Source organism: Candidatus Schekmanbacteria bacterium RIFCSPLOWO2_02_FULL_38_14, from assembly GCA_001790855.1.
Taxonomy (GTDB): domain Bacteria; phylum Schekmanbacteria; class GWA2-38-11; order GWA2-38-11; family GWA2-38-11; genus 2-02-FULL-38-14-A.
In genome coordinates, this window is the sequence record MGDH01000009.1 from 51,805 (window position 1) to 75,772 (window position 23,968).

Annotated in this window: 21 protein-coding genes; 17 read left to right on the forward strand and 4 right to left on the reverse strand. The window is 37.8% G+C overall.

What is annotated here, in order from left to right:
• Positions 1-215: 215 nt before the first annotated feature.
• The 4 genes from A3H37_08830 to A3H37_08845 all read right to left on the reverse strand — a co-directional run bounded on the left by A3H37_08830 (position 216) and on the right by A3H37_08845 (position 5,611).
• Positions 216-3,122, reverse strand: a complete 2,907-nt coding sequence (locus A3H37_08830) for a hypothetical protein (GenBank protein ID OGL51118.1) — start codon at positions 3,120-3,122, stop codon at positions 216-218.
• Positions 3,119-4,144 carry a hypothetical protein gene (locus A3H37_08835; GenBank protein OGL51119.1) on the reverse strand — a complete coding sequence of 342 codons (1,026 nt, stop codon included), beginning with the start codon at positions 4,142-4,144 and terminating at the stop codon, positions 3,119-3,121. The genes A3H37_08830 and A3H37_08835 overlap by 4 nt, the downstream gene beginning before the upstream one ends.
• A gap of 28 nt (positions 4,145-4,172) precedes the next feature.
• Positions 4,173-4,373: a hypothetical protein gene (locus A3H37_08840; protein OGL51195.1), complete on the reverse strand. Its 201-nt coding sequence runs from the start codon at positions 4,371-4,373 to the stop codon at positions 4,173-4,175.
• A 173-nt stretch (positions 4,374-4,546) separates the two neighbouring features.
• On the reverse strand, positions 4,547-5,611 hold the full coding sequence (locus A3H37_08845; GenBank protein ID OGL51120.1) for a hypothetical protein: 1,065 nt from the start codon (positions 5,609-5,611) through the stop codon (positions 4,547-4,549).
• A gap of 234 nt (positions 5,612-5,845) precedes the next feature.
• On the opposite strand from A3H37_08845, the gene A3H37_08850 reads away from it, so the two are divergent.
• The 17 genes from A3H37_08850 (at position 5,846) to A3H37_08930 (ending at position 23,957) form a co-directional block, all read left to right on the forward strand.
• Positions 5,846-6,646, forward strand: a complete 801-nt coding sequence (locus tag A3H37_08850) for a hypothetical protein (GenBank protein OGL51121.1) — start codon at positions 5,846-5,848, stop codon at positions 6,644-6,646.
• Positions 6,643-6,828 carry a hypothetical protein gene (locus A3H37_08855; GenBank protein ID OGL51122.1) on the forward strand — a complete coding sequence of 62 codons (186 nt, stop codon included), beginning with the start codon at positions 6,643-6,645 and terminating at the stop codon, positions 6,826-6,828. The genes A3H37_08850 and A3H37_08855 overlap by 4 nt, the downstream gene beginning before the upstream one ends.
• A complete protein-coding gene (locus A3H37_08860; protein OGL51123.1) occupies positions 6,829-9,477 on the forward strand; it encodes a hypothetical protein in 2,649 nt (882 codons plus the stop codon).
• Positions 9,458-10,579: a hypothetical protein gene (locus A3H37_08865; protein OGL51124.1), complete on the forward strand. Its 1,122-nt coding sequence runs from the start codon at positions 9,458-9,460 to the stop codon at positions 10,577-10,579. The genes A3H37_08860 and A3H37_08865 overlap by 20 nt, the downstream gene beginning before the upstream one ends.
• A gap of 106 nt (positions 10,580-10,685) precedes the next feature.
• A complete protein-coding gene (locus A3H37_08870) occupies positions 10,686-11,360 on the forward strand; it encodes a methyltransferase (protein OGL51196.1) in 675 nt (224 codons plus the stop codon).
• Positions 11,361-11,816: 456 nt separating this feature from the next.
• Positions 11,817-12,500: a hypothetical protein gene (locus A3H37_08875; GenBank protein OGL51125.1), complete on the forward strand. Its 684-nt coding sequence runs from the start codon at positions 11,817-11,819 to the stop codon at positions 12,498-12,500.
• A 153-nt stretch (positions 12,501-12,653) separates the two neighbouring features.
• Positions 12,654-13,346 (forward strand): hypothetical protein, encoded by a 693-nt coding sequence (locus A3H37_08880; GenBank protein ID OGL51126.1) that lies wholly within the window; start codon positions 12,654-12,656, stop codon positions 13,344-13,346.
• 35 nt (positions 13,347-13,381) lie between these two features.
• Positions 13,382-14,551 (forward strand): hypothetical protein, encoded by a 1,170-nt coding sequence (locus tag A3H37_08885; protein OGL51127.1) that lies wholly within the window; start codon positions 13,382-13,384, stop codon positions 14,549-14,551.
• 144 nt (positions 14,552-14,695) lie between these two features.
• Positions 14,696-15,586, forward strand: coding sequence for a hypothetical protein (locus tag A3H37_08890; GenBank protein OGL51128.1), 891 nt, complete (start codon positions 14,696-14,698; stop codon positions 15,584-15,586).
• 123 nt (positions 15,587-15,709) lie between these two features.
• Positions 15,710-18,202, forward strand: coding sequence for a type II secretion system protein GspD (locus A3H37_08895; protein ID OGL51129.1), 2,493 nt, complete (start codon positions 15,710-15,712; stop codon positions 18,200-18,202).
• Between the two features lie 49 nt (positions 18,203-18,251).
• Positions 18,252-19,583, forward strand: a complete 1,332-nt coding sequence (locus A3H37_08900) for a signal recognition particle protein (protein ID OGL51130.1) — start codon at positions 18,252-18,254, stop codon at positions 19,581-19,583.
• Between the two features lie 22 nt (positions 19,584-19,605).
• Positions 19,606-21,450, forward strand: coding sequence for a hypothetical protein (locus A3H37_08905; GenBank protein OGL51131.1), 1,845 nt, complete (start codon positions 19,606-19,608; stop codon positions 21,448-21,450).
• Between the two features lie 160 nt (positions 21,451-21,610).
• The gene (locus A3H37_08910) at positions 21,611-21,892 is read left to right on the forward strand and encodes a 30S ribosomal protein S16 (protein OGL51132.1); all 282 of its coding nucleotides are present in this window, start codon (positions 21,611-21,613) and stop codon (positions 21,890-21,892) included.
• A gap of 18 nt (positions 21,893-21,910) precedes the next feature.
• Entirely contained in the window at positions 21,911-22,141 is a 231-nt protein-coding gene (locus tag A3H37_08915; protein ID OGL51133.1) for an RNA-binding protein, read from the forward strand.
• Entirely contained in the window at positions 22,141-22,650 is a 510-nt protein-coding gene (locus A3H37_08920) for a 16S rRNA processing protein RimM (protein ID OGL51134.1), read from the forward strand. Before A3H37_08915 ends, A3H37_08920 begins: the two co-directional genes overlap by 1 nt.
• 3 nt (positions 22,651-22,653) lie before the next feature.
• On the forward strand, positions 22,654-23,400 hold the full coding sequence (locus A3H37_08925; GenBank protein ID OGL51135.1) for a tRNA (guanosine(37)-N1)-methyltransferase TrmD: 747 nt from the start codon (positions 22,654-22,656) through the stop codon (positions 23,398-23,400).
• On the forward strand, positions 23,391-23,957 hold the full coding sequence (locus A3H37_08930; GenBank protein ID OGL51136.1) for a hypothetical protein: 567 nt from the start codon (positions 23,391-23,393) through the stop codon (positions 23,955-23,957). The genes A3H37_08925 and A3H37_08930 overlap by 10 nt, the downstream gene beginning before the upstream one ends.
• The last annotated feature ends 11 nt before the right edge of the window (positions 23,958-23,968 follow it).

Consider the following 23,968-nt stretch of genomic DNA (forward strand, 5'->3'; position numbering starts at 1 on the left):
AAAATCTTTCTGAATCTTTTTTACTGCTTCTGCATTTGAAGAGGCAGAGCAAGGCTCTGCAGCTACATAAAGTAGATTCTTCCTGTGATGGCTTTATTATCTTCGTATCAGGATAGGTTTTTTGTCAAACAAATATTTGAGAAACAATGCTAAACAGTATATTTTGAGAAAAAAAGAAAATTAAAACATGAGTTGTGACACAGTAGGTGATAATTCTACCCCATCATCTCAAGGGCGCTGATTGGAATCCGCTCAACAGCGCTTACCTTATAGAATTTTCCACGCCCTATCCATGAAATCTTCTTTGCAAATGTTATTCCCTGCTGGTCTCCTCCGGTTATGAGCAGGACAGAAATCCTGATGTCCCTGCGGGCAACCTTTTCCGCCTCAGAGATTGAAAACCTGAACGCCATCTCTTCCTTCATTGACATCCTTGCCTTTGATGAATCAGCCATATCCCTTGAAAGGGCGTTCGGCTGTCCGTCAGTAATGAGAATGATATGCTTCTGTTCAGGTCCCTTTTCAGCCATAAGAAGTTTTTTTGCGCACTCTATCCCCTTCCCGATATTTGTGTACTGGTCAGCCCTCAAAGTAACGACTGAATCCATAATTTCCTCTATTCCCCTGCCAAGGGGCGAGACCACTTCCGCTTCGTTGCTGAATGCAACAACACCTACCCTGTATTCCTTTTCAACTGCTGCCCTTGAAAGCGCGGCAACTGCTATCTTTGCAAAGCGGAGTTTTGAAAACTGCCTCATAGAAGCGCTTACATCAAGGCACAGCGCAATATCCTGACGCTGGGTCGGTCTCTTTTCAAATGCCCTGAGTTGTCTCCTTGTGACTTCCTCAAGCGGCTTTTTCTCTTTAACAATTTCTTTCAGTGTATGGATTATAGAAATATCCTGAAATCTGTCCCCTGCCCTGTACTTTCTTATATCAACAATATTGCTTGAAAATCTGTCCTTCTTAAAAGCATCCCTGATAAGGCTGCTGGCATCTTTGCTTGAAATCAGCTCATCAAGAAGCCATGTCAGGGCTTTGCCTGTCAGGGAATAGCTTAATTTCCCGTCGTCGCGCACTTTCAGAAGCCCTTTCTTTTGAAGATTATAAACCATTACATGGAGCTTTGCATAATCGAGCTTCTCTGAATCAATTTTTAACCCGCGGTTTTCGCTTATTGCATAGTGAACATAGGCATCTTCAAGAGAGCATTCATCGTTTTTATATTTGTGCTGTATATCCATAAACTCTGCCACAAGCTCTGATATTTTCTTCCTTGGCAATTCAGTCTTTTCGCCCTCTTCAAGCGCCGCAGGAAGGTTTTCAATATCACTCATCTCTTTTCTGAATTCCTCTTCGCTTATCTCACCTTTATTGAAGCGCTCCTCAGCTTCATCGCTCAGCTCCTTTATGCCCTTTTTTGTAAATCTCATCTCTTTTGGAATTGCATTGCTCAGATGCCCCTTCTTTGCAAGCTCATTACAAAGGTTTTTCAGCGCTTCAGCAACATCCTCCTTTTCTGTCCTCAAATTATTCATAATATCCTTGAGTGCCTTGTCCTTGTAAGCCTCAAGAGCAAAGGAGTGGTCCATTTTAACTACTCCCTTCTCCCCGTCCTTCTGCTCAAGGGATTTATCTTTCAGTTTTTTAAGAGCAGTTCTTGAATCATCCTTGGAAAGGCTGAAGGTTTTCCCGCAAAGCAGCTCAGCATCTTCACGCTTCAGCCCAATCCCGTAAACTACCTCCTTTACAATTTCTCTTATTAAGTCCACAGCCTTTAGCGGAGCCCCCGGTTTGAGGTTTAATCTGTGGGGCAGTGATGCCATTGCTCCTTTTTCTATTATCTCCTTTGTCCACGCCCCTTTTATCTCAACAAGAGCTCTTGATATCTCCTTAAAGGCAATGCCTCCCCTGACACTCACCCCTCTTGATACATTTTTATCATCCCTTGTCCTTTGTACAATCTCATAAATAGTTCTGTCTATCTCCTCTTCCTTTAAAATTTCCTTTGATGTTTTTTCAGACCATTTTTCAAGTTCTCTTGAGAAAAGCCTCTGTGCAGCTGTCATTGATGGTCCTTTTTTCTGCGCATGTTCAAAAGAAAAAAGCAGTGGCTCGCGCAATACCCTGAACCCGTATATATCAGATTCTCTCTTGGGAGGAGTATATATCTCCTGCCTCATCTCATCCTTTTTGATAAGGAGTTCTGTCATCTCTTTAAAATCAGAATAAAACCTTAAATCCGAAACAACCAGAATCCTCTCTTTTTTTGCCAGGCAGAGCAGGTCAAAAAGCCTGCTTGCGCAATAACAGGCTTCATCAATATTCTCCTGCTTTTTTTCTCCAAACAGATATAATCCCTCTTCAAGCCTTACAGATAGTCTTTCAGAAATTTTCCTTGCCTCTTCATAATCACATATATCCTTTATCTCTTCATCAAATGTCTCAAATATGCTGTCTGAAAATTCCTTCCACTCCTTTCCCTTAAAAACCCCTGACACAGGGTATCTTTCTCCTATTTCAGGCCTTCTTCTTGGAATCCCTATTGGAATTACAGGAATCCTCTCTTTCCAGGCAAAAAAGCCTATGGTTTCTCCGGCGCCCCCGGAATAAAGCGCATCATAGATACCTGACTCATTCCCGTCCTTGTAAATGGTATTGAAGTTCATAGGAAGCCCGACAAGATTGTTCAGGCTGAAGGTATGAAGAAGAGATGCGCCAAATCCCTGAAGAGGAGACAGGGTTATTGCAATAATATCAGGGTTTAAAAATTTTAAAATTTTTTCTAAAAATGAATGGATATTCCTGCCAAAAAAAGGAAGTCCGAGAAAGAAAATCTCAATCCCGCTCTCCTTACTCCTCTCCCCTTTGCGGAGAGGAAGGAGTGAGGGAAAATTTGCAGGAGATATCCCTTTTACAAATCCTTCAACAAGCCTCTTAAGCCTTGCATCGAGGTTTAAGCTCAGCTCCTCAACAGAGGCTAAGAGAATTTTTTCTTTTGTTTTCTTTGAAAGGTTTGATGAGAAGGGGTCATTATAAACCTTTGGGATAAGGCTTTCTGCTGATGAAGGGTATTCTCCTCCTATTATTACCTTTCTTATATCGTTTAAACCTATTTTCATTCTTCATTAGATGAGGAGGTAATTATTTTTGCTATGAAAGATTCAGGTTCATCATAGTAACTGCTTTCACCTGAAAGATTTATCCTCCCGAGTAAAACTCTTTTTGCAGCGACCTCAACATCTTCACCCATCACTTCCTTGCGTCCCTTAAGCATGGCATTTGCCTGAGACTGTTCATAAATTGAAAGCGTTGTCCTTACGCTTGGCAGGCGGTCCAAATCCTCCTCCATTCTTGATTTGCGGGAGATATTGGCAATCCTGAATATCATCCTGTCAGGAACCTTTACTTCATCAATCTGCGACCCGTATTTTTTTATAATCTCTATTTCCTGTTCCATTGTAGGATAATCCACCCTGACCCGTTCAAACCTGTCAGTCAGGGTCTCTGAGATTCTCTCCACTCCTGCGTATTCCTCCGGGTTTTCTGTAGCAATCACGAGCGTATCAACATTTACCTCAATATCAAATCCCCCTATTGTGGTTACTCCCTCCTCAAGAACCTGAAGCAGCGTATTCTGCGTCCTCTGCGGAACCCGGTTTAACTCATCAACAAACAATATTTTTCTGTTGGCTTTTTGAATCTTGCCCGGAGTAAACGACCTTGAATCATGAATCCCGTATTTCAATGCATTTACCGGGTCAATATCTCCTATAAGGTCTTCAGGCATCAGCTCAGAAGACCCCTGAACACGGACAAACCTCTCCCTTCCCTGAACAGTGATTCCCTTTATCTGTTTCTCTTTTTTTTTCTTCTCGCAATCAGGACAGTCCGGAAAAGAAGGGTCACATACAAAGCGGCAACCCTCCACAACCTTCATTGGGGGAAGAAGCCTGGCAATTATTTTTGCTGCTGTTGTCTTGCCAATGCCGGGAGGACCTTCAAGAAGAAGATGCCGTCCTGCAACAAGAACAGCAAGGACTGACTCCCTGACTTCATGGGAACAGAAGAATTCGTCAAGAGGGTCTTTCTCGCTTCTTATCTTTTCAAGGATTGAATCCTTTAATTCCTGCCTTACACTCATCTTGTTCTTTAAACCCTTCTATCATTTATTATTCAAAGCAACCAAGCTGGCAGCTGCCTATTTTTATATTTATTATATTTAAAATATATCCAACCTTCTTAATAGATAACCCCTCTTCCTGAGCTATCTTAAAAGCTTGGGCACAACCAATCTTTCCGTTTACGGATAACTTCGTTATCTTGTCCCTTAATTTTTCTGCCTTTGCAATTAATTCAGGTTCATCTGACATTTTCCATTGAGCCCTGGACATAAATTCATCCTCCAAAAGAATTAAATTCTAAATCCTAAATCCTAAACAATATATTTTAGCTTTAAGTTGTAAGCTTTTTAAAATTTTCAATTCTAATTTTATGCTTCGATATTCTTTTGCTTTATAGCTTAGAGCTTATGGCTTATAGCTGTTTACACCTTTACATCAATCTTTGCTTTTCCCTTCAGCTCATTTATCAGTTTTCCCAGCAAGCTGTTCTGTTTCCCTATTGTCATTTCTTTCTTGATAATCTCTTTCACCTGCTCAAATTTAACATCCTGCGCAGCCCGTTTATCAGTAACCTTGATAATGTGATAGCCAAACTGTGTTTTCACAATATTGCTTGTTTTGCCAACAGGGGTTGAAAAGGCAGCCTTTTCAAATTCCGGAACCATTGATCCTTTTGGGAAAAAATTGAGGTCTCCTTTGTTAAGCTTTGCTGATGGGTCAATTGAGCGCTCAGCAGCCAGCTTTCCAAAATCTGCGCCGCTCTTTAATCCCTTTAAAATTTTCATTGCCTCATCCTCTGTTTTCACGAGTATGTGGCTTGCCCTTACCATTTCAGGACGCTGGAATTTCCCGCTGTTTTTGTTAAAATAGTCCTCTATTTCCTTGTCAGTTATTTTTATCCCGCTCGTTATGCTGCCAAGATATTTTTGGACTATCATCCGCTTTCTGATATCATCCTTTATATAATCAATACTGATTTTCTCTTTTTTTAAAATCTCGTCAAATTTCTCACTGCCAATCTTTGCCTTGATGCTGCTTAACTCTGCATCAACCTCCTTTTCATCTGCAACATATCCCTTCCTGATTGCCTCATCCAGAAGCAAAAGGCGGACAGAAAGCTCCTCTATTATTTTATTCTTGACTTTACTCTCAACTTTTTTAATTTCAGCCTCATCTGAAGCAACGCCTCCGTTTTGTTTTTTAAGAAATTCCCTTGCCCTCTCCATCTCCCTGCTATAAATTTTGCTGAACTCGCCTTTATCTATGATTTGGGAATTAACCTTTATTGCATAATCTCTGAACAACTTGTCTTTTGTCATTATATAGAAAAATGCTCCTCCGGCTGCCAATACCAGCAAAATCAAGACTAGCGGCAAAAATCCTTTTTTGCTTTTTTGTCGTGGCGGGGTTATTGAATCTTCTGATGCAGAAGATTCTTCGCTGCGCATCCCGTCATTTTCATCTTTCAAGTTATCATGGTCTTCCATCTTTTACTCCTAAAGGTTTTTTGTTCTCTACTTTCTCTCATTTTTTTGAATGGAAAAAGTGAAAGGATTGATTTAATAAACTAATACATTCAGTACATTTAAAATCTTTATACAAAGTAATTTAAAATTGTCAAACAAATAAATTATGAATAAATTATGAATATACTTGATAAAATAACAGGTTAGGATATATATAAAGTTTTTATTTGATTTGCTACGGGTTTAAAAATTAATATGAGAAAAATTGTTTTTCTAACCATACTTGTTTTCTTAAGTATCTTTTCATTCTCTCCTGCAAGGGGTGGTTATATAACCATAGAAACAAAAACCTCAACTACTATTGCTGGAAATACCATGAAAATATCAGTGGAAACAAAAAACAAAGGTAATGAACCTGCCTATAATGTGGAAATTATTTCAAGCGTTCAGAGTGATACAAGGTCAAGCAAAATCAAGGAGATTCTTAATGTTGAAGAAACATATAAGTCTGAAATGGATTTCAATCTCAGATTAGATAACCCCGGAAGGTATGCCGCTGTAATTTATGTAAACTACACAGACGCAAACCAGTATCCGTTCTCAGCAATTTCCTGCCTGCAGTTCAGTTTTGGAGAAAATGTATCTTCGCAGGTTTTTGCAAAATCTGCTGATGTGGAAATGAATAATAAAGGAAAGTTCCTGCTTAACATAAAAAACCTCAGTGAAAAGGACAAAGAGGTTCAGATAAGGCTGATTGTTCCAAAAGAACTCTCTCCAGATAATTCTTTGAAAAAGGTCTCGCTTAAAGCAAGGTCTGGAGAGGAAATAAGGTTTACTATAAATAATTTTTCAGCTCTTCCGGGAAGTAATTATCAGGTTTATTCAATAATGGAATACATTGAATCAGGAAAACACTATACATCAATAGTCCCCGGAACCATTAAGATTGAAAAAGATGAGCCCTTTTATCTAAAATATAAAATTGTTTTAATAATAATCTCTGCAATTCTTGTAATACTGTTTTTGATTTTCCAATTCAAGCCTAAGTCAAAATGATGGCTAACACGCCTACCCTCTTAGATTCAACAGAGAAAAACAACTTTTTTAAAAAGTTATTTTTTGGAAAAGAGACAATATCTGATATTGTTGTTTTATCTATGGTAGAAATATACATTCTGTCATTTTTTGATAAATTAAATTTATATAACTATTTTTTAAAAACTAATATTAATATATAAATGTATATGCATATTCTTACTTTTATTTCTAAAAACGGAAAAAGGATATTTTCTGCTTTTGTGCTGATAATTATTTTCCTTTTTCTATTAAGCTATTTTGATCTGCACTATATTCTTTCAAATACCACTCCCACCGGTGGTGATACCCCTGCCCATAATTATCTTGCAAAGCATTTAAAGGAAACCTTTTTCACCAGGGGAACAGTTATTAGCTGGGCAAAAGGATGGTGGTGCGGGTTCCCCATGTATCAGTATTACTTCTTCTTCCCTTACCTTTTAATGTCAATACTAAGTTTCATTATACCAATGAATATTGCTTTTAAAATTGTTTCAATACTGGGAGTTGTTTTCTTACCTCTTGGAGTCTATTTCTCATTCAAATGGATGAATTTTGATAAAACGATTTCTCTCATCAGTTCAATTGCAATGATTCCTTTCCTTTTCGTGAATACCCATACCATGTGGGGAGTAAATATTTACAGTACCCTTGCCGGAGAAATCTCAAATAGCGTTAGTTTTATATTTTTTGTTTTATTCCTTGGATCATTCTATAATGATATGGAAAGAATACGGTTCCGGCTTAGGACTGTAGCGCTATTCACCCTTCTTTTCTATAGCCACTTTTTTACTTCTGTAATCGCCGGATTGGCTTCATTCTTCCTTCTGTTTATTTTTGGCAAAAATAATTTTAAACAACGTTTTATAGTTTATATGAAACTCAATGTTTTGACTTTTTTATTGATAGCTTGGTGGTTTATCCCTATACTGGCAAAAAATTCTTATTCTTTGGAATATGGAGGGGATTGGGATGTAACGCTGTGGAAAACATTTCCTTCCTACACAATTGCCTTAATTCCTTTTGTTCTTTTTGCTGCAATATACGGAATTTTGAAAAAAAGGAAAAATCTTATCTTTACCTTCTTATTGCTTCCTTTATCCATTATCGCTTTTTATACAGGTGGAAAGATAAACGCAAGTTTTCCAAACATTCGCTTCTGGCCCTTCATCTTTTATGCCTTAATGATTATGGCTTCAGTCGGTTTTGGGTATATGATAGAAAGACTCCGGGCAAAAGAAATCTTAGTAACAGCTTTATTTATATTAGTCATCATGCTCACTGCCAACTCCCCAAATGATGTCCGTGCCTGGGTAAAATGGAACAATGAAGGTCTTGAAAAAAAGTCTGATTACGCTACTTTCAGGGATTTAGTCCTTCCCCTTGACAATACTCCCGGTCGTTTAGCAAATGATCTTCATGGATATAATAACCATTTTGGTTCAACAAGGGTTTTTGAGACAGTTCCCTATTTAATCAATAAAGATATTCTTGAAGGTGGAATAGTAAATTCAGCATCCGGGTCAATGTTTTCCTACTATATCCAATGTGCAACCTCACAAAGTTGTGCCGGGTTTCCTACGGTAGTAAATCCTACTACCTTTAATATGGAAAAAGGAACCAAGTATCTCAAACTTGCCAATGTCAAACATTTTATTGCATACTGGGACAAAACCCGTAAAGCCCTCCTTAACAATCCCGAATGGAAACTGCTCAAAAGCGTAGGCCAATACCAGCTTTTTGAGTTGAAAAGCAACGATGGTAGTTACGTTTACATTCCTGAAAATAAACCGCTCACAGTAAGAACAAAACACTGGAAAGAAAGTAACATGGAGTGGATTTATACTATCAATGCCCTGGATACTCCATTCATTCTTCTTTATAATAGCCAAAAAGTTTCAACATCAGAATCTCCGGCAATATTTTCTGAAGATGAATACCTCGGGTTTCTTTCTAATTTATCAAACGAAAATGATGAGATTCCTCTCTGGCTTACACTTGGTCCATTTTACTTTACATCAGGAATACCTGACGAAAAAGCAATAGAGATCGACCCTGTTGACATAAGTTCTCTGAACCCTGAGAGTGGACATGAACAATTTGGCAGGATATGGAAACCAATTCTGCGCTATGGTCCTATATTTCTTGACGGACTTTACAAGCCATCATTTAATTTTATCAATTACAACTGCACTACAATATATTCAGAAATAGAACAAAAAGCCCTGCTCCACTACAGCAATGATGATCAGGCCCGTATTTACTTGAACGGAGAGTTAATCGTTGCAACACCTTTTACAGGTATTTATAATTATAAGACAAAAAAAATTCTTTTAAGAAAAGGAAACAATTCCCTGATCTATAAGGTTGAGCAAACCGGAGGTGGGGTATTTTTTCACACCAAGCTAACAGATCTTAACGGTAAACCTCTCAGCTCTGTAAGATACTCAATTGCTTCTACAATACCAAATGTAACAACAGAAAAAACCATATCTTTATCAGCAGCGATTAAAGAATTGGAGATTTCGGATCAACGCATAAGGTTCAGGACAAAGGCTTTGCATCAACCACATATTATTAAATTTTCTTATTTTCCAAACTGGAAAGTAAGAGGAGCAAAGCAAATATTTCATGTGACACCAAATTTTATGCTGGTTTACCCTGAACAGGAAGAAGTTACATTATATTACGGTACCCTTTTTTCAGACATTGCAGGACAAACACTCACTTTTATTGGTGGAATTATCTTTGCAGGTGCAGTATTCTCTCAAATGATGAAAAGAAAAAAGCATTATGAAAATCAAAATACTTAAATTAATTGATATTTTTATAGGAAAGTTCCTATGCCTGTTTCTTGGCTATATAGATTATCTCTTCAACCTTACATCAAAACATATAACAACTCCTCAACCGCATAAAATTCTATTTATCCGTCCGGGCGGTATGGGAGACTTTTTATACCTTTTTCCAGCTCTGTCTTTGGTAAAAAAACATTTTCCTAAAGCTGCAATTCACGTCTTAGCAGAAAAAAGAAACCAGGGTGTTAAAAACCTTACTAAGTCCATAGATAGAATAATCTGTTATGACAAAAACCCTTTTGAAACTATTGTCACGCTTTGGAGAGAAAATTATGACGTTGTTATAGATACTGAACAATTCCACAATTTCTCTGGTGTATTTGCTTATCTAACACGTGCAAAAGTTCGGATAGGTTTTAAAACTAATCCCTTCCGTAACCATCTTTATACTAACTTAATTAATTATTCTTTGAATGGTCAGGAGGCAAGCGAGTTCTTGCATTTACTTGAACCGATTGAAATAAAAAATGAAAAAATCTTATTTGAGGAATATATTTCCCTTGAAAAAATAAAAAGCACTCCTTTACCAAAGGATTTTTCTCAACTGAAGAAAAGGTACGGGTCTATTGTTATTATTTCTCCACGGGGGCAAGCTCGATATCGTTACTGGTCTCCAGAAAAATATGGTGAATTAATTCAGCATCTAATAAAAAACCCAGAACAGGCGGTTATTCTTATAGGTGGAAACCTCGAAAAAAATATTGCTTCAGAAATCATGCAAAGCATCGCTAATCCTAACCACCAATTATTATCATTAGTTGGAAACACCTCTCTTCTTGAATTATGCCATATGATTCTTGAAAGTAACCTTTTTATGGGATGTGATTCAGGAGTTGCAATTTTGTCAGTTCTTTTGGGAATAAAGAGCGTAATTCTCTTTGGATCAGCAGATGAGAACAAGTGGGGAATAAAAAAAGAAAACTTTCGTGTTGTCAGGAAAAATCTGCCTTGCTCTCCCTGCCAGATGCTGGGAAATCATAAATTCTGCAAAAGTATAGACTGTATGGAAAAAATAAGTGCTCAAGATGTTATCAAGACTATAGATAATTTTAATTGATAAAAGAATTTATTAAAGAAAAAACATTATGATTCTATTACGTTTTATTTTTAATATCTTTAGAAAATTTGCTGACCTGGCGGGCTTTTATTTAGTAGCGACAAAAATAGGTAAAGCTACTGATACTTATGCAATAGTACGGCCCGTTGCAACTTACGCACCGTGGTTATCCGATCGTTTGTTTAATGATACGTATAAAATCATCAAGAATTACACGTTAGTTGATAAATATAGATGTTATGAGATTTGGCAATTAGTTGGAGAATCTGTAAAACTGAACGGTGCATTAATTGAAATTGGCGTATGGAGGGGAGGGAGTGGTGCCTTAATTGCAAAAAAAGCAAAACTTAACGGGATTAAGGATGAAGTATACTTATGTGATACATTTACAGGCGTTATTAAAACTGGAGAAAAGGATTTATGTTATAAAGGGGGAGAACATGCTGACACCTCAAAGGAAACAGTTGAAGAAGTAATTAATAAACTAAAATTAGATAACACAAAAATTTTAGTTGGTATATTCCCCGAAGAAACAAGCAAATTAGTAAGTGATAAAACATTTCGTTTTTGTCATATTGATGTTGATGTGTATAAATCTACTAAGGATATTGTGGAATGGTTATGGCCTAAATTGACTGTTGGAGGAATGGTAGTTATTGATGATTATGGATTTCCAGAATGTGATGGGATTAGAGATTTTGTAAATGAAGAACGTAGCAAAAAAGATAGATTGGTTATACATAATCTAAACGGGCACGCTATACTGATTAAAATATGCTAATGACCTGCCAAATGCTGGGAAATCATAAATTCTGAAAAAGTATTGACTGTATGGAAAAAATAAGCGCTTAAGATGTTATCAAGACTATAGATAATTTTGTAAATTAAATTAGCTAAGTCACAGGCTTGTTTCTTAAATAATTTTTTTTAGGAAAGAAATTTCTATGCAGTTAATCATATTGAAGAGTTACTGTCTATCCCAAATCAAAACTAAATTTTGTTGTTTAGTTCAACTGTTTATTTTTGTTTTGAGAATTTGAATTTTAACTGACTCTGACAAACATAAGCCTTCTTACTTACAGGAAATATACAGCCTGTGACTGAAAAGCCTGAAAATATTTATTTTTTTATTGACAAACAATTGCAAAAGATTTATATTTTATACATTATTTGAGATTATCAAACACTCTGTTTTAACAACATCTTTTTTGACTTTCAACAAGAAGAACTTTTGAAAATGAGAAAATTATTTTTGGTTAATTTTCTTCTATTGCTAATCCTTCTCTCCTCGTCTTTTGCATATGCCGGAGAAATCAATCTTCCTCAGATATCATCTAAAGCTATTGAAAAAGACTCTTCTCCGTTACGAATATCATTAAACGTTTTTAGTGTGGGATATTATTATTTGAATATAACTATCAGCCCGACAAGCACTGGCACTGTGGATAAAACAACCCCTTATTGGGGGGAGAATGCTTATCTTCTGGACACGCTTGTTGCTCTGACAGCAATTCCAGGAACTGGTTATATTTTTGTTAACTGGACAGGGGATCTTATAAGCAGCGCCAATCCTGCTGACGTTACCATGAATACTGATAAGAATATTACTGCAAATTTTAAAATTGTTCAATGTAGCAAAAAGAAACCTTTGATTTCAAAAATTGCTCCAGCAAATGGAAGGTCCGGAATAACAGTAGAAATCAAAGGCAGATTTTTCTGTAGTGGAGGAGGGATGGTTCTTTTTGGAACAGTTGAGGCAGAAATCATTGAGTGGAGTAATACTTCTATCACTGTTGTAGTTCCTGATATAGTAGTAAAAAAGCAATTCAAAACTGTTTTGGTAAAGGTTAAGAATGCCAATAACAAGGTCAGTAACACTAAACCATTTAAGGTTTTAAAGGGTCCTGTCCTTTTTAAATAAAGCATTAACTGGTCAATAATGCCAAAGCTAAAAAGTGATGTTTTCGCAAGGGCGACTTAAATGTCGCCCTCGCTTTTTCTCCTTAATTAACAATTAAAAATCTATTTTACTGTTTATATGAAAATGATTTGCCGGAATTTAAAAAAACTATTATTGATTTTTCTAATCTGCTCTGTTGCAGCAGTTTCTTCTGCATCTTCAAAGCCTCGTTCTTTTGTAAAACTGGTCAATAATGAAATAATATTTTCAACTGAAACAGGTCCTGTCCCCGTACAAGTAACCCCTGAAAGCATATCAGGAAGGGTTGCCAGAAATATAACCCCGGAAACAGAATTTTCACAAACAGCGCTTCCGGAAATTTCCATTAAACTCTCACCAAATGAAAAGGCACTGGCTAAAAGAGTAAATATTTCAATTGCCTTCAGGTTAAAAAGCCAGAGCGGGAAAACCCTTGCAATAACTTTAGACAATATAAAGCTTAGAAAAAATCCTGTGTCACAGGAATTAAAAATAGTTGTTCCCTTTGACAGCAAAGACACATTCAATGATGACCTCATAGCTTTTGAATACAAGACCACAACAGGATTCAGTCTCAAAGGAGATATCGGCAATGACAAAGAGACAGGTCCTGTGCTAACAAACGGAACTGATACTATAAGCTTTAACATTCTTGTTTTTAAGAATAAAATAATAGAAAAATTTAAAAACTGGGGCATATCTGATATAAGCCTTACCGGAACTCCAGCCTATTCATTCATCCTAAAAGGTACCTCTCTTGCTATAGATATTGGTGACGGAAAATATAAAGCAATAAATTCTATAAACGGGAAAATTACTGTCCAGTGAGCCTTTGTCGTTTATTTAAAGTACTCTTTTCTTTCTTGTCTCTCATTCTCCTTTCACAGACAACAACAGTATCATCAGAAACAAAACCAGGGCAGGTAAGGCTAAATAATAATTTTATTTTAAAATCTTCTGTTTCAAAAGGCATTGAGAATCTCTATAATCTTGACTTTGATGATGCCAAGTCTCAGTTCAGCAAGGCAATTGCCGCAGACAGCGAAAGCCCTGTGGGATACTTTTATACTGCAATGATATACTGGGAAAGAATTCTCAACAACCCTAACGATAAAGAAGCCTTTAAGCTTTTTGATGAATGGACCTCAAAAACAATTGAAATATGCCAGAAAAAAATTGAAAAGAATGGAAAGGATGATGAAACCCTCCTTTATCTTGGAGGCTCTTACGGTTTTAAAGCCAGAAAAGACCTCACGAAAAAATCGTGGTGGCCGGCTTTCTGGAATGCAAAAAAGGGAAGGAATCTTCTTAAAGAAGCCTTTGATATGAACCCGCAGAATTTCGACCTTTACCTTGGCCTTGGAATGTATGATTATTTTCTTGATAAGATGCCAAAAATAGTAAAATTTTTCTCGTTTCTCTTGTCTTTTTCAGGTAAAAAAGAGCTTGGCATTGAAAAGCTCCATAAATGCGCAACTGATGGAAAATATGCAAAAACCGAAGCCAAATTTGTTCTTATGAGCATCTACACCTATCTTGAAAAAGAATACCTAAAAGCCCTTCCCATAGCCTTGGATTTAAAAAATTCCTATCCAGAAAATCCAAGATTTTACTATACAACAGCCATCATATTATCCGGAATGAAAAAATGGGACGAAGCCTTGAGGCTTGCAGATGAAATATCCTCAAAAGCTGAAAAGGAAGAAAAGAATTTCACACTGAACTGGCTCCCAAGGACAAACTATCTCAGAGGTGAGATTTTCAGGGGGAAAAAAGATTATGACGAAGCAATAAAATTTTATAATCTTGCCATTAACTCTGAGCTTTCTAATGAAACTTGGGTTCTGCCATGGAGCCATCTCAAAATCGGAATGATTTATGACACTTTAGGACAGAGAGAAAAGGCAAGGGTTAAATATCAGGGAGTTTTAAAACTTGAAGATGTTTCTGAAGAAAATACTTATGTACACGAACTTGCTGGAAAATATTTAGAAAAGTCCTACAGCAAAAATGAAACCGGGATTTCTGATTAAATTAATCATCAATAAAATCAAAAAGTTCCCATGCTTTTCAGAAAGACAGTTTTTGCTTGACAATACCTGAACCTTAAATTTATTATTCTCAGTTAATTCATATGCCTTAGTTGTTGTTTTGATTTATCTCTTTGAGGCAATTTATTGGATATCATCAGATTCTTTAGCAAATATTTCTGGATAGTCTATGTTGTTTTGATAACTATCTTATGTTTTTCTCTATCAAAGACAGTAGTTTATTTCATAGATAGAAGCATCAAAGTTCCCCTAAGCAAGGAAGTAAATATTAAAGCAGTGAAAGAATCTCCAAAAACCAGGCGTTCACTGGATGAATATAAAATAATTTTCGAAAGAAACCTTTTCGACGTCTCGGGGCAGGAACAGGTTGTAAAAAAGAGAGGAAAGGAAATCTTAAACCCTGCTGAAATTCCAATTTCAACATCCGGAATGGAATTGCTCGGAACATTTGTAGGTTTTCCTCCAAAACATTCTATCGCCCTGATAAAAGCAGATGGCGAGGTAGAGGCATATCACCCTGATGAGAAGGCAAAAGAAGCAACAATATTAACGATTAACCGCAGAGAGGTTATAATTGAAAGAAATGGGATGATAGAAAAACTTATAATGGAAGAAGCAGGAAAACCAATGCTGGTTAAAGAACCCCCCAAACTTACAGGTACAGTTGACAGAGCTTTGGACGGAATCAGACAGACTTCAAGCAACAAATGGATTATTGACAGGAAAAAAGTCCCAATTAAAGATATTAATACTTTTATGAGACAATGCCGCCTGATTCCCCATTCTGTTGATGGCAGGCCAGCAGGTTTTAAAATAACAGGAATTTTAAAAGGAAGCATCATAGATAAAATAGGTCTTTTAGACGGAGATATAATAAAAAGAGTTAATAGCGATGAAGTTAAAAGCCCTGATGATGCCTACAGGGCTTATCAAAGGCTTCAGACAGATAACAGAATAGTTCTTGAAATAGAACGAAACGGAGCAATGGCACCGCTTACTTATGAGGTTAAAAACTAAATATTGTGAGGAAAGACTGTGAACAGATTTAAAAAAATATTTTTCTTTTTTCTAAGTATATTATTCCTTTTCTTCCTTGTGTCCTTATCATCAAATCTTTTTGCTCAGCAGAAGAAAAATCCATTGAAGAAACCTGCAAGAACAATTAATCCTAATGCCAAAAATGCTGCTCTGAAAGGTGAAGAAATAAAAGAAGATGAAGAAGACTTTGAACCAGAAGAGATAGATGAAGAAGAAGATGCCATAGAGGAAGAAGACGAGGAAGATGCCGAGGAGGTAGAAATAAAACCCAAGCCCTCTGCACGCCCTGGCAGGCAATTCCGCAGGCCTCAATTCCCGAATAGAAGACCAGGCGGAAGACCCGGTGGTCCTGTTGGTTCAGGTGGCACTGGTGGTTCCGGAGTTATAAGCGACGGAGAATATATAACCCTGGATTTTAAGGGTGAATTAAAAGACCTGATAATAATGTTTTCTGATTTAATGAACAAAAATTTCATATACGATGAAAATATCAGGGACAAAGTCATGATAGTAGCGCCTAATAAATTGAATATAGAAGAAGCGTGGAAGGTTTTTCTTTCAGTGCTTGATTACAAGGGATACAATGTCGTGGAAAGCAAAGAAGCAATAAGAATCCAGAAATCTACTGAAGCACGGCAACAGCCAATTACAACGCTTGTTGGAGAGGAAGCAAAAAATATACCTGACCAGGCTCAGATAATAACATATGTGACAAGCCTTCAGTATGCAGATGTTGAACAGATAAGAGGTGCAATAAGCCAGTTAATCAGCCCGAGAGATGCAAATATCTCAACCTTTCCTCCGACCAACACCCTTATCCTCACTGACATTGCTTCCAATATAAACCGGATAATAAAAATCATCAACGCAATAGATGTGGCAGGACTTGAAGACAGGCCTATAATTAGCGTGATTCCCCTTCACAATGCCTCAGCAAAAACACTTGCGCAGCAACTGACAGAGATTTTGCGTCAGGCTCCGCAGCCCTCAGGTAAGAGAAAAACCCCTCAGCCGGGCCAGCCTCCGGGAGAACAGATGAAGATTATACCTGATGAACGCCTGAATGCCATAATAATAGTTGCAACCCTTGATTCCACAAAAAGAATAGAAGACCTGCTTGAAAAGCTTGATGCAAAGCTCTCAAGAGATATTAGCCGCATTAATGTCTATTATCTCAACAATGCCCTTGCTGAAGACTTACAGAAGGTTTTAACCGGCATTATATCTAAAACTGTTGCGCCGGGCGCACCAACACCAGCATCACAGGGTGGCGCAGCAGCAGCGCCACTTGTTGGCAGGGATGTCTTCATAACTGCTGACAAGTCAACCAACTCACTCATAATATCTGCCTCTCCTGAAGACTATACCCTTTTAAAGCAGATTATCGAACAACTTGATATAATGCGTCCTCAGGTCTATGTAGAGGGCTTGGTGGTTGAAGTTAGCCAATCAAGGTTCATTGAACTTGGAGTTGATTTTAACTTTTTAAAAGACCTTGAAGATACAGGGCTTGATAAAATCAGGGCAATCGGTTTAAGCAGTCTCGGTGGTCCGCTTGCAGGGCTTATTGCAACCCCTCCGGGAAAACTTCCAGGCTTTCCTGAAGGCGGCTCTGTTGCAATCACAAAGGGAACTGTTACTCTGTCAGATGGCACTAAGGTGCTCAATATTCCTGCCCTTGCAACCTTCTTTGCCAGAACAAGCGGTGTCAATGTGCTTGCACAGCCCCAGATTCTTACATCTGACAATGAAGAGGCAAGTATTGTTGTTGGAGAAAACAGAAGATTCATAAGAAGCACTACTGTGGTATCAGAGACTGCAAACACTGTTAATACTTTTGAATTCAGGGATGTGGCTTTAAATCTTAAAGTAACTCCCCACATAAGCAAAGAGGGTTTAGTCAGATTATCCATCCAGCAGACAGTCGAAAATGTCCTTCCGGGTTCCTCTACGGAACAGGGAGTTGAGACCTCAAAAAGGGAAGCCAAAACAACTGTTGTGGTGCAAAATCAGGAGACCATTATTATAGGTGGTCTGATCCGTGAAACCAATACTCCAAGCGTGAAAAAGATTCCGTGCCTTGGAGACATCCCGTGGATTGGATGGTTTTTCTCAAGAGTCAGCAGTACAAGAGAAAAGACTAACCTGCTTATATTCCTGAAACCAACAGTTGTTAACACTCCGCAGGAGCTCGCAAAACTTTCAGACGAGAAAAAAGCCAAGGCAAGGGAAATAAGGGAAGAGGATGAGAATAAAAAAGACATATTCTACAAAACAATAATTGACGGAAACCTGAAGTTCTGGAAAAAGAAAGAAGAAATTCCAATGCTGAGCGAAGAATCAAAAGTATTGAAGGAAGGCGAAAAGAAAGTAGCTCCAAAAAAAGATATTGATATCACTCCTGAATTATTAAAGCCTTCAAAAATTCCTCTTCCATCAGTAGAAAGAGGAGACACAATTGAAGGAGAAGAAGTTTCTGCTCCGCCGCCGCCAGAGGATAGACCGCAGATATCTGAACCCTCTCCAGCAGGAGAAGAAGAGGTTCAGCAGCCATTAGTTCCGCCGCCGCTTCCTGAACCAGAGGAGGAGGAATAATAAAGTTGAAAAAACAGTTTTAAAATTTCAATAAAAATATTTTTTTAAAATGTTTGAAAACCTGACAGGTAAATTAGAGACTATATTTTCAAAGCTAAGAAAAGCAGGAAGGCTTACTGAAAAGAACATTCAGGATGGCTTGAAAGAGGTGCGCCTTGCCCTTCTTGAAGCTGATGTGAATTTCAGGGTTGTAAAGGATTTCATAGCAGCGGTTGAAGCAAAAGCAATAGGACAGGAGGTTTTAAGAAGCATAACACCTGGTCAGCAGATTGTTAAGATTGTCAATGATGAATTGGTTAATCTGATGGGCAAACAGGCGACCAGAATCGAATTTTCGCCACCCTTGCCAATGGGAATAATGTTAATAGGACTACAGGGCTCAGGAAAAACTACGACTGCCGGCAAACTTGCAAGGATGTTCAAAAAAGAAGGACACAGACCACTGCTTGTCCCTGCAGACCCGTACCGTCCTGCTGCAATTTCCCAGCTCAAGACCCTCGGCAAACAGGCGGAAATTGAAGTTTTCCCTTCTGAACCGGGAACCAACCCGGTCATAACCTGTAAAAAGGCTTTAGAGCAGGCAAGGGAGAATAACTTAGATTTAATGATTATAGACACTGCAGGACGGCTCCACATTGATCAGGAATTAATGGACGAGCTTAAAAACATAATCTCAGCTATCCCCGTCAAAGAAAAGCTTCTTGTTGTTGACAGCATGACAGGACAGGATGCAGTCAATATTGCAAAGGAATTCAACTCTGCCATTGATATAACAGGAATCATCCTCACAAAGATGGACGGTGATGCAAGGGGAGGCGCTGCGCTTTCAATGAGGGCTGTAACAAGCAAGTCTATAAAATTTATTGCAACAGGTGAGAAGCTTGATGCAATTGAAGTCTTTCATCCTGAACGCATGGCTTCAAGAATCCTTGGAATGGGAGACATTCTTTCGCTCGTAGAAAAAGCCCATAAGGCTGTTGATAAAGAAAAAGCCCTTGAGCTTGAGAAAAAAATAAGGGAAGAATCCTTCTCTCTTGAAGACTTTAAGGAACAGTTGCTTCAGATAAAGTCAATGGGTCCGCTTGAAGATATTCTTGGAATGATGCCCGGATTTGGCAACATGAAAAAACTAAAAAATTTCAGTGTGGACGGAAAGGAATTTGCGAGGATTGAAGCCATCATAAATTCCATGACAAAGAAGGAAAGATTAAACTACATGACAATAAACGGTAGCAGGAGAAAAAGGATTGCCAATGGCAGCAGCACAACTGTAATGGATGTAAACAAGCTCTTAAAGCAGTTTGCACAGATGAAAAAGATGATGAAGGCTTTTACCTCAGGTGGTAAAAAAGGTAAATTGATGAAACTTCCGTTTATGTAGAATTGTAGGAAAATTCAGGAATATGAAAACATTTGTTAAAAAAATCTGCATTCTGATTATTGTCTTACCCCTTCTTGGCGCAATAAACTACAAGGACAATGACCCCGGAGGGTGCGCAGGGCTTCCAGACTTTGACACAATAGACAATGGGAAAGTTGTTCTTACCACAAAAAGCGTCAACAAAATCGAGACAGATACTCAAATAACAGTCTATGGAGAGGTTGAAAACAAAGGCAGCAAACCAGCAAGAAATATACAGCTCACAGCTAACTTAAAGGACAAGAGCGGCAATATAGTTGAAACCGTCGGACCAGTTTCAATAATCGGCATATCAAGAAGGCTCAAATCTGCCCCTGATACAATTGACCATTCAACCCTTGACGTTGGTGAAAAGGGATATTTCAGCATTTCTGCAGATAAAACAAGCGAGCAGGCAAATGTTACCACAGTTGAGACAAGTTTAACCGGAGATGAAGATATAGAACTGGAAGGACTCTATGCAAAGATGTCAGCAACAATTACAACAAAAGAAGATGTAAATAAAAAACTTAGAATAAACGGATTTCTTAAAAATAACAGCACGGGTATTGACACATGGAATAACAAGATTACAGTCATAGCTAAAAACAAGGCAGAGCAAATAGTTTTTATAGGAGAGGTAAACCTCGGAGATACCCTCACAATAGATGACACGCAAAGAGAAAACGCCATAATAGCTGGAAACAGGAAAAGCTTTATCTTTGCCACTGATGTTCTTTACGACACGGTTGGGAAAAATGATATAACAACCAATATCAACTGGGAAGAAAAAGGTCCCAGCACCCCTAATGCCCCGGGCAACCTTGAACTAAGCCTTGAATCTGTAAGCGAGGTCACCATGACATTTACTGATAACAGCAACGATGAGAAAGGGTTTAAAATTTTCAGAAAAGCTCCGGGGGAAAAAAAATTCAAGAGAATAAAAATATGGAAAGCTGTTTCAGGAAATGACAACACTGTAATATATACAGACAAGAAAAGCCTTTTATCAGGTAAAATCTATACCTACAAAGTTCTTGCCTATAATGAACTTGGCAATTCTGAATTTTCAAATACAGAAAGGATTGAAATCTCAGCGCCTGATTCACCCGGAAACCTGAAAGCAACCATTACATCTGAATCTTCAACATCTGGAACAACAACTCAGATAACCCTCTCGTGGGATGAAAAGGAAAACTCTGCAGCACTTGCTGTATTGCCTTCAGGAGTCAACTTTACCGGCTCCCTCAAAGACAAAATAACCTATGACTCTGACAAAAAAGTTCTGATTTTTGATGGAGCAATGACTTCAGATGAAAAAATAGAGCTAAAAGGACTTTCAAAAGACACAAATTATCAGAAAGCAATAAATATACTATACACAGAATCAAATATAAGCAACAATGAAGTCGGGTTTAGCATTTTCAGGGATGGTGTTGAAATAGCCACAATCTCTACAGATAAAACCACATATAATGATGAAAACGTAATTCAGGGACAAGACTACTCATATCAGATAACTGCTTTTAATGTCCTTGGCGCATCATCTGCAGTTGGACCAGTAGAAATCACTTTTGATAAACCCAATACTCCGACTGAGTTAACTGTAACATCTTTATCAGGTACATCCAACAAGCTTACCTGGAACGGTGATGATATCAATAATGAACAGGGTTTCGCAGTAGAGAAAAAAGCCGGCAGCGGTGAATTCATTGAAATCGGGACTGTTGATCAGGAGGGAACAACCTTTACTGATAAATTTGTTAATCCTTCTTCAACCTACACATACAGAGTTAAGGCTTACAATGCATTAGGAGATTCTGACCCATCAGATGAAGTATCCCCCTAAATGGCTTGACATCTAATATTTTTAATATATAAGTTACAATCCTTAATGAAAACTTTTAACATTAACATTTTGAATTTGTTTAGGACTTTGTCGTGAGCTCAGTCGAACGATTTAGATATTAGAATTTAGAATTTTCAACTAAAATAAGGAGGTGATTTTATTGTCAGTAGTTTTAAGGCTAACAAAGACAGGAACCAAGAAAAAAATAAGATACAGAGTTGTTGCCGCTGATTCAAGAAAGCCAAGGGACGGAAGGTTTCTGGAAATACTCGGGACCTATAATTCCCAGAAAAAAGAAGACAACTTTTCACTCAAAGAAGACAGGGTAATAAGATGGCTCGCTCAGGGTGCACAACCAAGCGACACCGTAAAAAATCTGCTTAAAAAGTCAGGCATCTGGAAAAAATTTAAAACAAAGAACTCTGAAGAGGCTGCTGCATAAACTGAAAGGTGGACGCTAATGAAAGATTTTATAGCTTTTCTTGCTCAGTCGCTGGTTGATAATCCGGACAAAATTGAAGTAATGGAACTGGGAGAAGGAAGAACAAGAGTTATTGAGCTCAAGGTAGCCCAGGAAGATTTTGGAAGAATCATTGGGAGAAAAGGAAGAACGGTAAATGCAATCAGAACCTTGCTGGATGCAGCATCAATTAAAATGAAAAAAAATATAGTCCTTGAGGTCATTGAATAATGACTCAGGAGGAAATGGTTGTTGTAGGCAGGATTCTCAAGGTAAGGGGAGCAAAGGGAGAGCTGACTTTCCTGCCTTTAACAGACAAAACCGACCGCTTTTCTCTCCTAAAAGAGGTCTTCATAGAGAAAACGGACGGCAGCACTGTAAAAAAAGAGATTGAAAAAATATTCTTCTATCAAGGAAAAGGGGTAATCAAGTTCACTGGAATAAATTCCGGAAAAGAAGCCGGAGAATTCCTTAAAGCCAATATATCAATACCTGAAAAAGAGAGAATACAACTTCCGGAAAACCACTACTTTGTCTCAGACCTTATTGGAGCAAGCGTAATAACCCTTGACGGGGAGGAAATAGGGAAGCTTACAGATGTGCTTCAGACCAAAAGCAATGACGTTTATGTTGTGACAAGAGAAAGCGAAGAAAGACTCATTCCTGCCATAAAAGATGTAATCAAGGAAGTTAACATAAAAGATAAAAAAATAATTATAAATCTCATCGAAGGGCTTTGAAAAATGTTTTTCAAGGTGATTACCATCTTCCCTCAAATGTTTGAGTCATACCTTAAACAGAGTATCCTGAAAAAAGCCATAGATTCAGAAAAAATAAAAATTGATATCATTGACCTTAGAAACTATGCCACGCCTCCGCACAAGGTGACTGATGATTATCCCTATGGCGGAGATTCAGGAATGGTAATGAAGCCTGAACCTTTTTTTAAGTGCTTTGATGATTTGAAATCTATCTGCAAGGAAAAGTTCACAACTGTTTATCTAACCCCTGACGGAACTCTTTTTAATCAGGACACTGCAAAGGAGCTCTCAGAGCTTAAAAATATCATTCTTCTTTGCGGAAGATATAAGGGAGTAGATGAAAGAGTGAGGGAGACGCTGGTTGATAAAGAGATTTCAATCGGAGACTATGTCCTCACCGGAGGCGAACTGCCTGCAATGGTTGTGATTGATGCTGTTTCAAGGATGATTCCCGGTGTTTTAGGCTCAGACTTATCAGCAAAAACAGACTCCTTTTACGAAGGATTGCTCAGCCATCCGGTTTATACAAGACCGCCTGTTTATGAAGGAAAAATAGTGCCAGAGGTCCTGCTCTCAGGAAACCATCTCAAAATCTCACGCTGGCAGAGATACCAGTCTCTGAAAAGAACTTATTTGAGAAGGCCTGAACTTCTTGAAAAAATCACTTTAAGCGAAGAAGATAAAAAATATCTTTCTGAAATAAAAAATAACATCTCTGAATCCAACTGATGTTTTATATTGCCCTTATACACTACCCTGTTTACGACAAAAACCACAACATTATTGGAACCGCAATTACAAGCCTTGATATTCACGATATCGCAAGGGTATGCAAAACCTACGCAGTTAAAAAATTTTTCGTCATCACTCCATTTGAATCACAAAAACTTCTTTGTGAAAAGATTATTAACCACTGGACCGATGGATACGGCGCCCAATACAATCCCTCAAGAAAAGAAGCCTTTGAATCAGTCTCTGTTGTCAATGACCTGGAAACGGCACTAAAGGAAATCAAGGCAGCAGAGGGAAAAGAACCTTTAAAAATTGTAACTGCTGCAAGAAGTTTTGATAAAAGCATATCCTGTCAGGAATTGGGAAAAATTATTTCCACTGGTGAAAAACCTGCAATCCTTCTGTTTGGCACAGGATGGGGGCTTGAAGAAAGCTTTATTAAAGATTCTGACATAATCCTAAAGCCAATCTCTGGCACTAACAGCTATAACCACCTCTCAGCAAGAAGCGCTGTAGCCATAATTCTTGACAGGCTGTTAGGAAAAGACTCCTGAAATATTTTTAT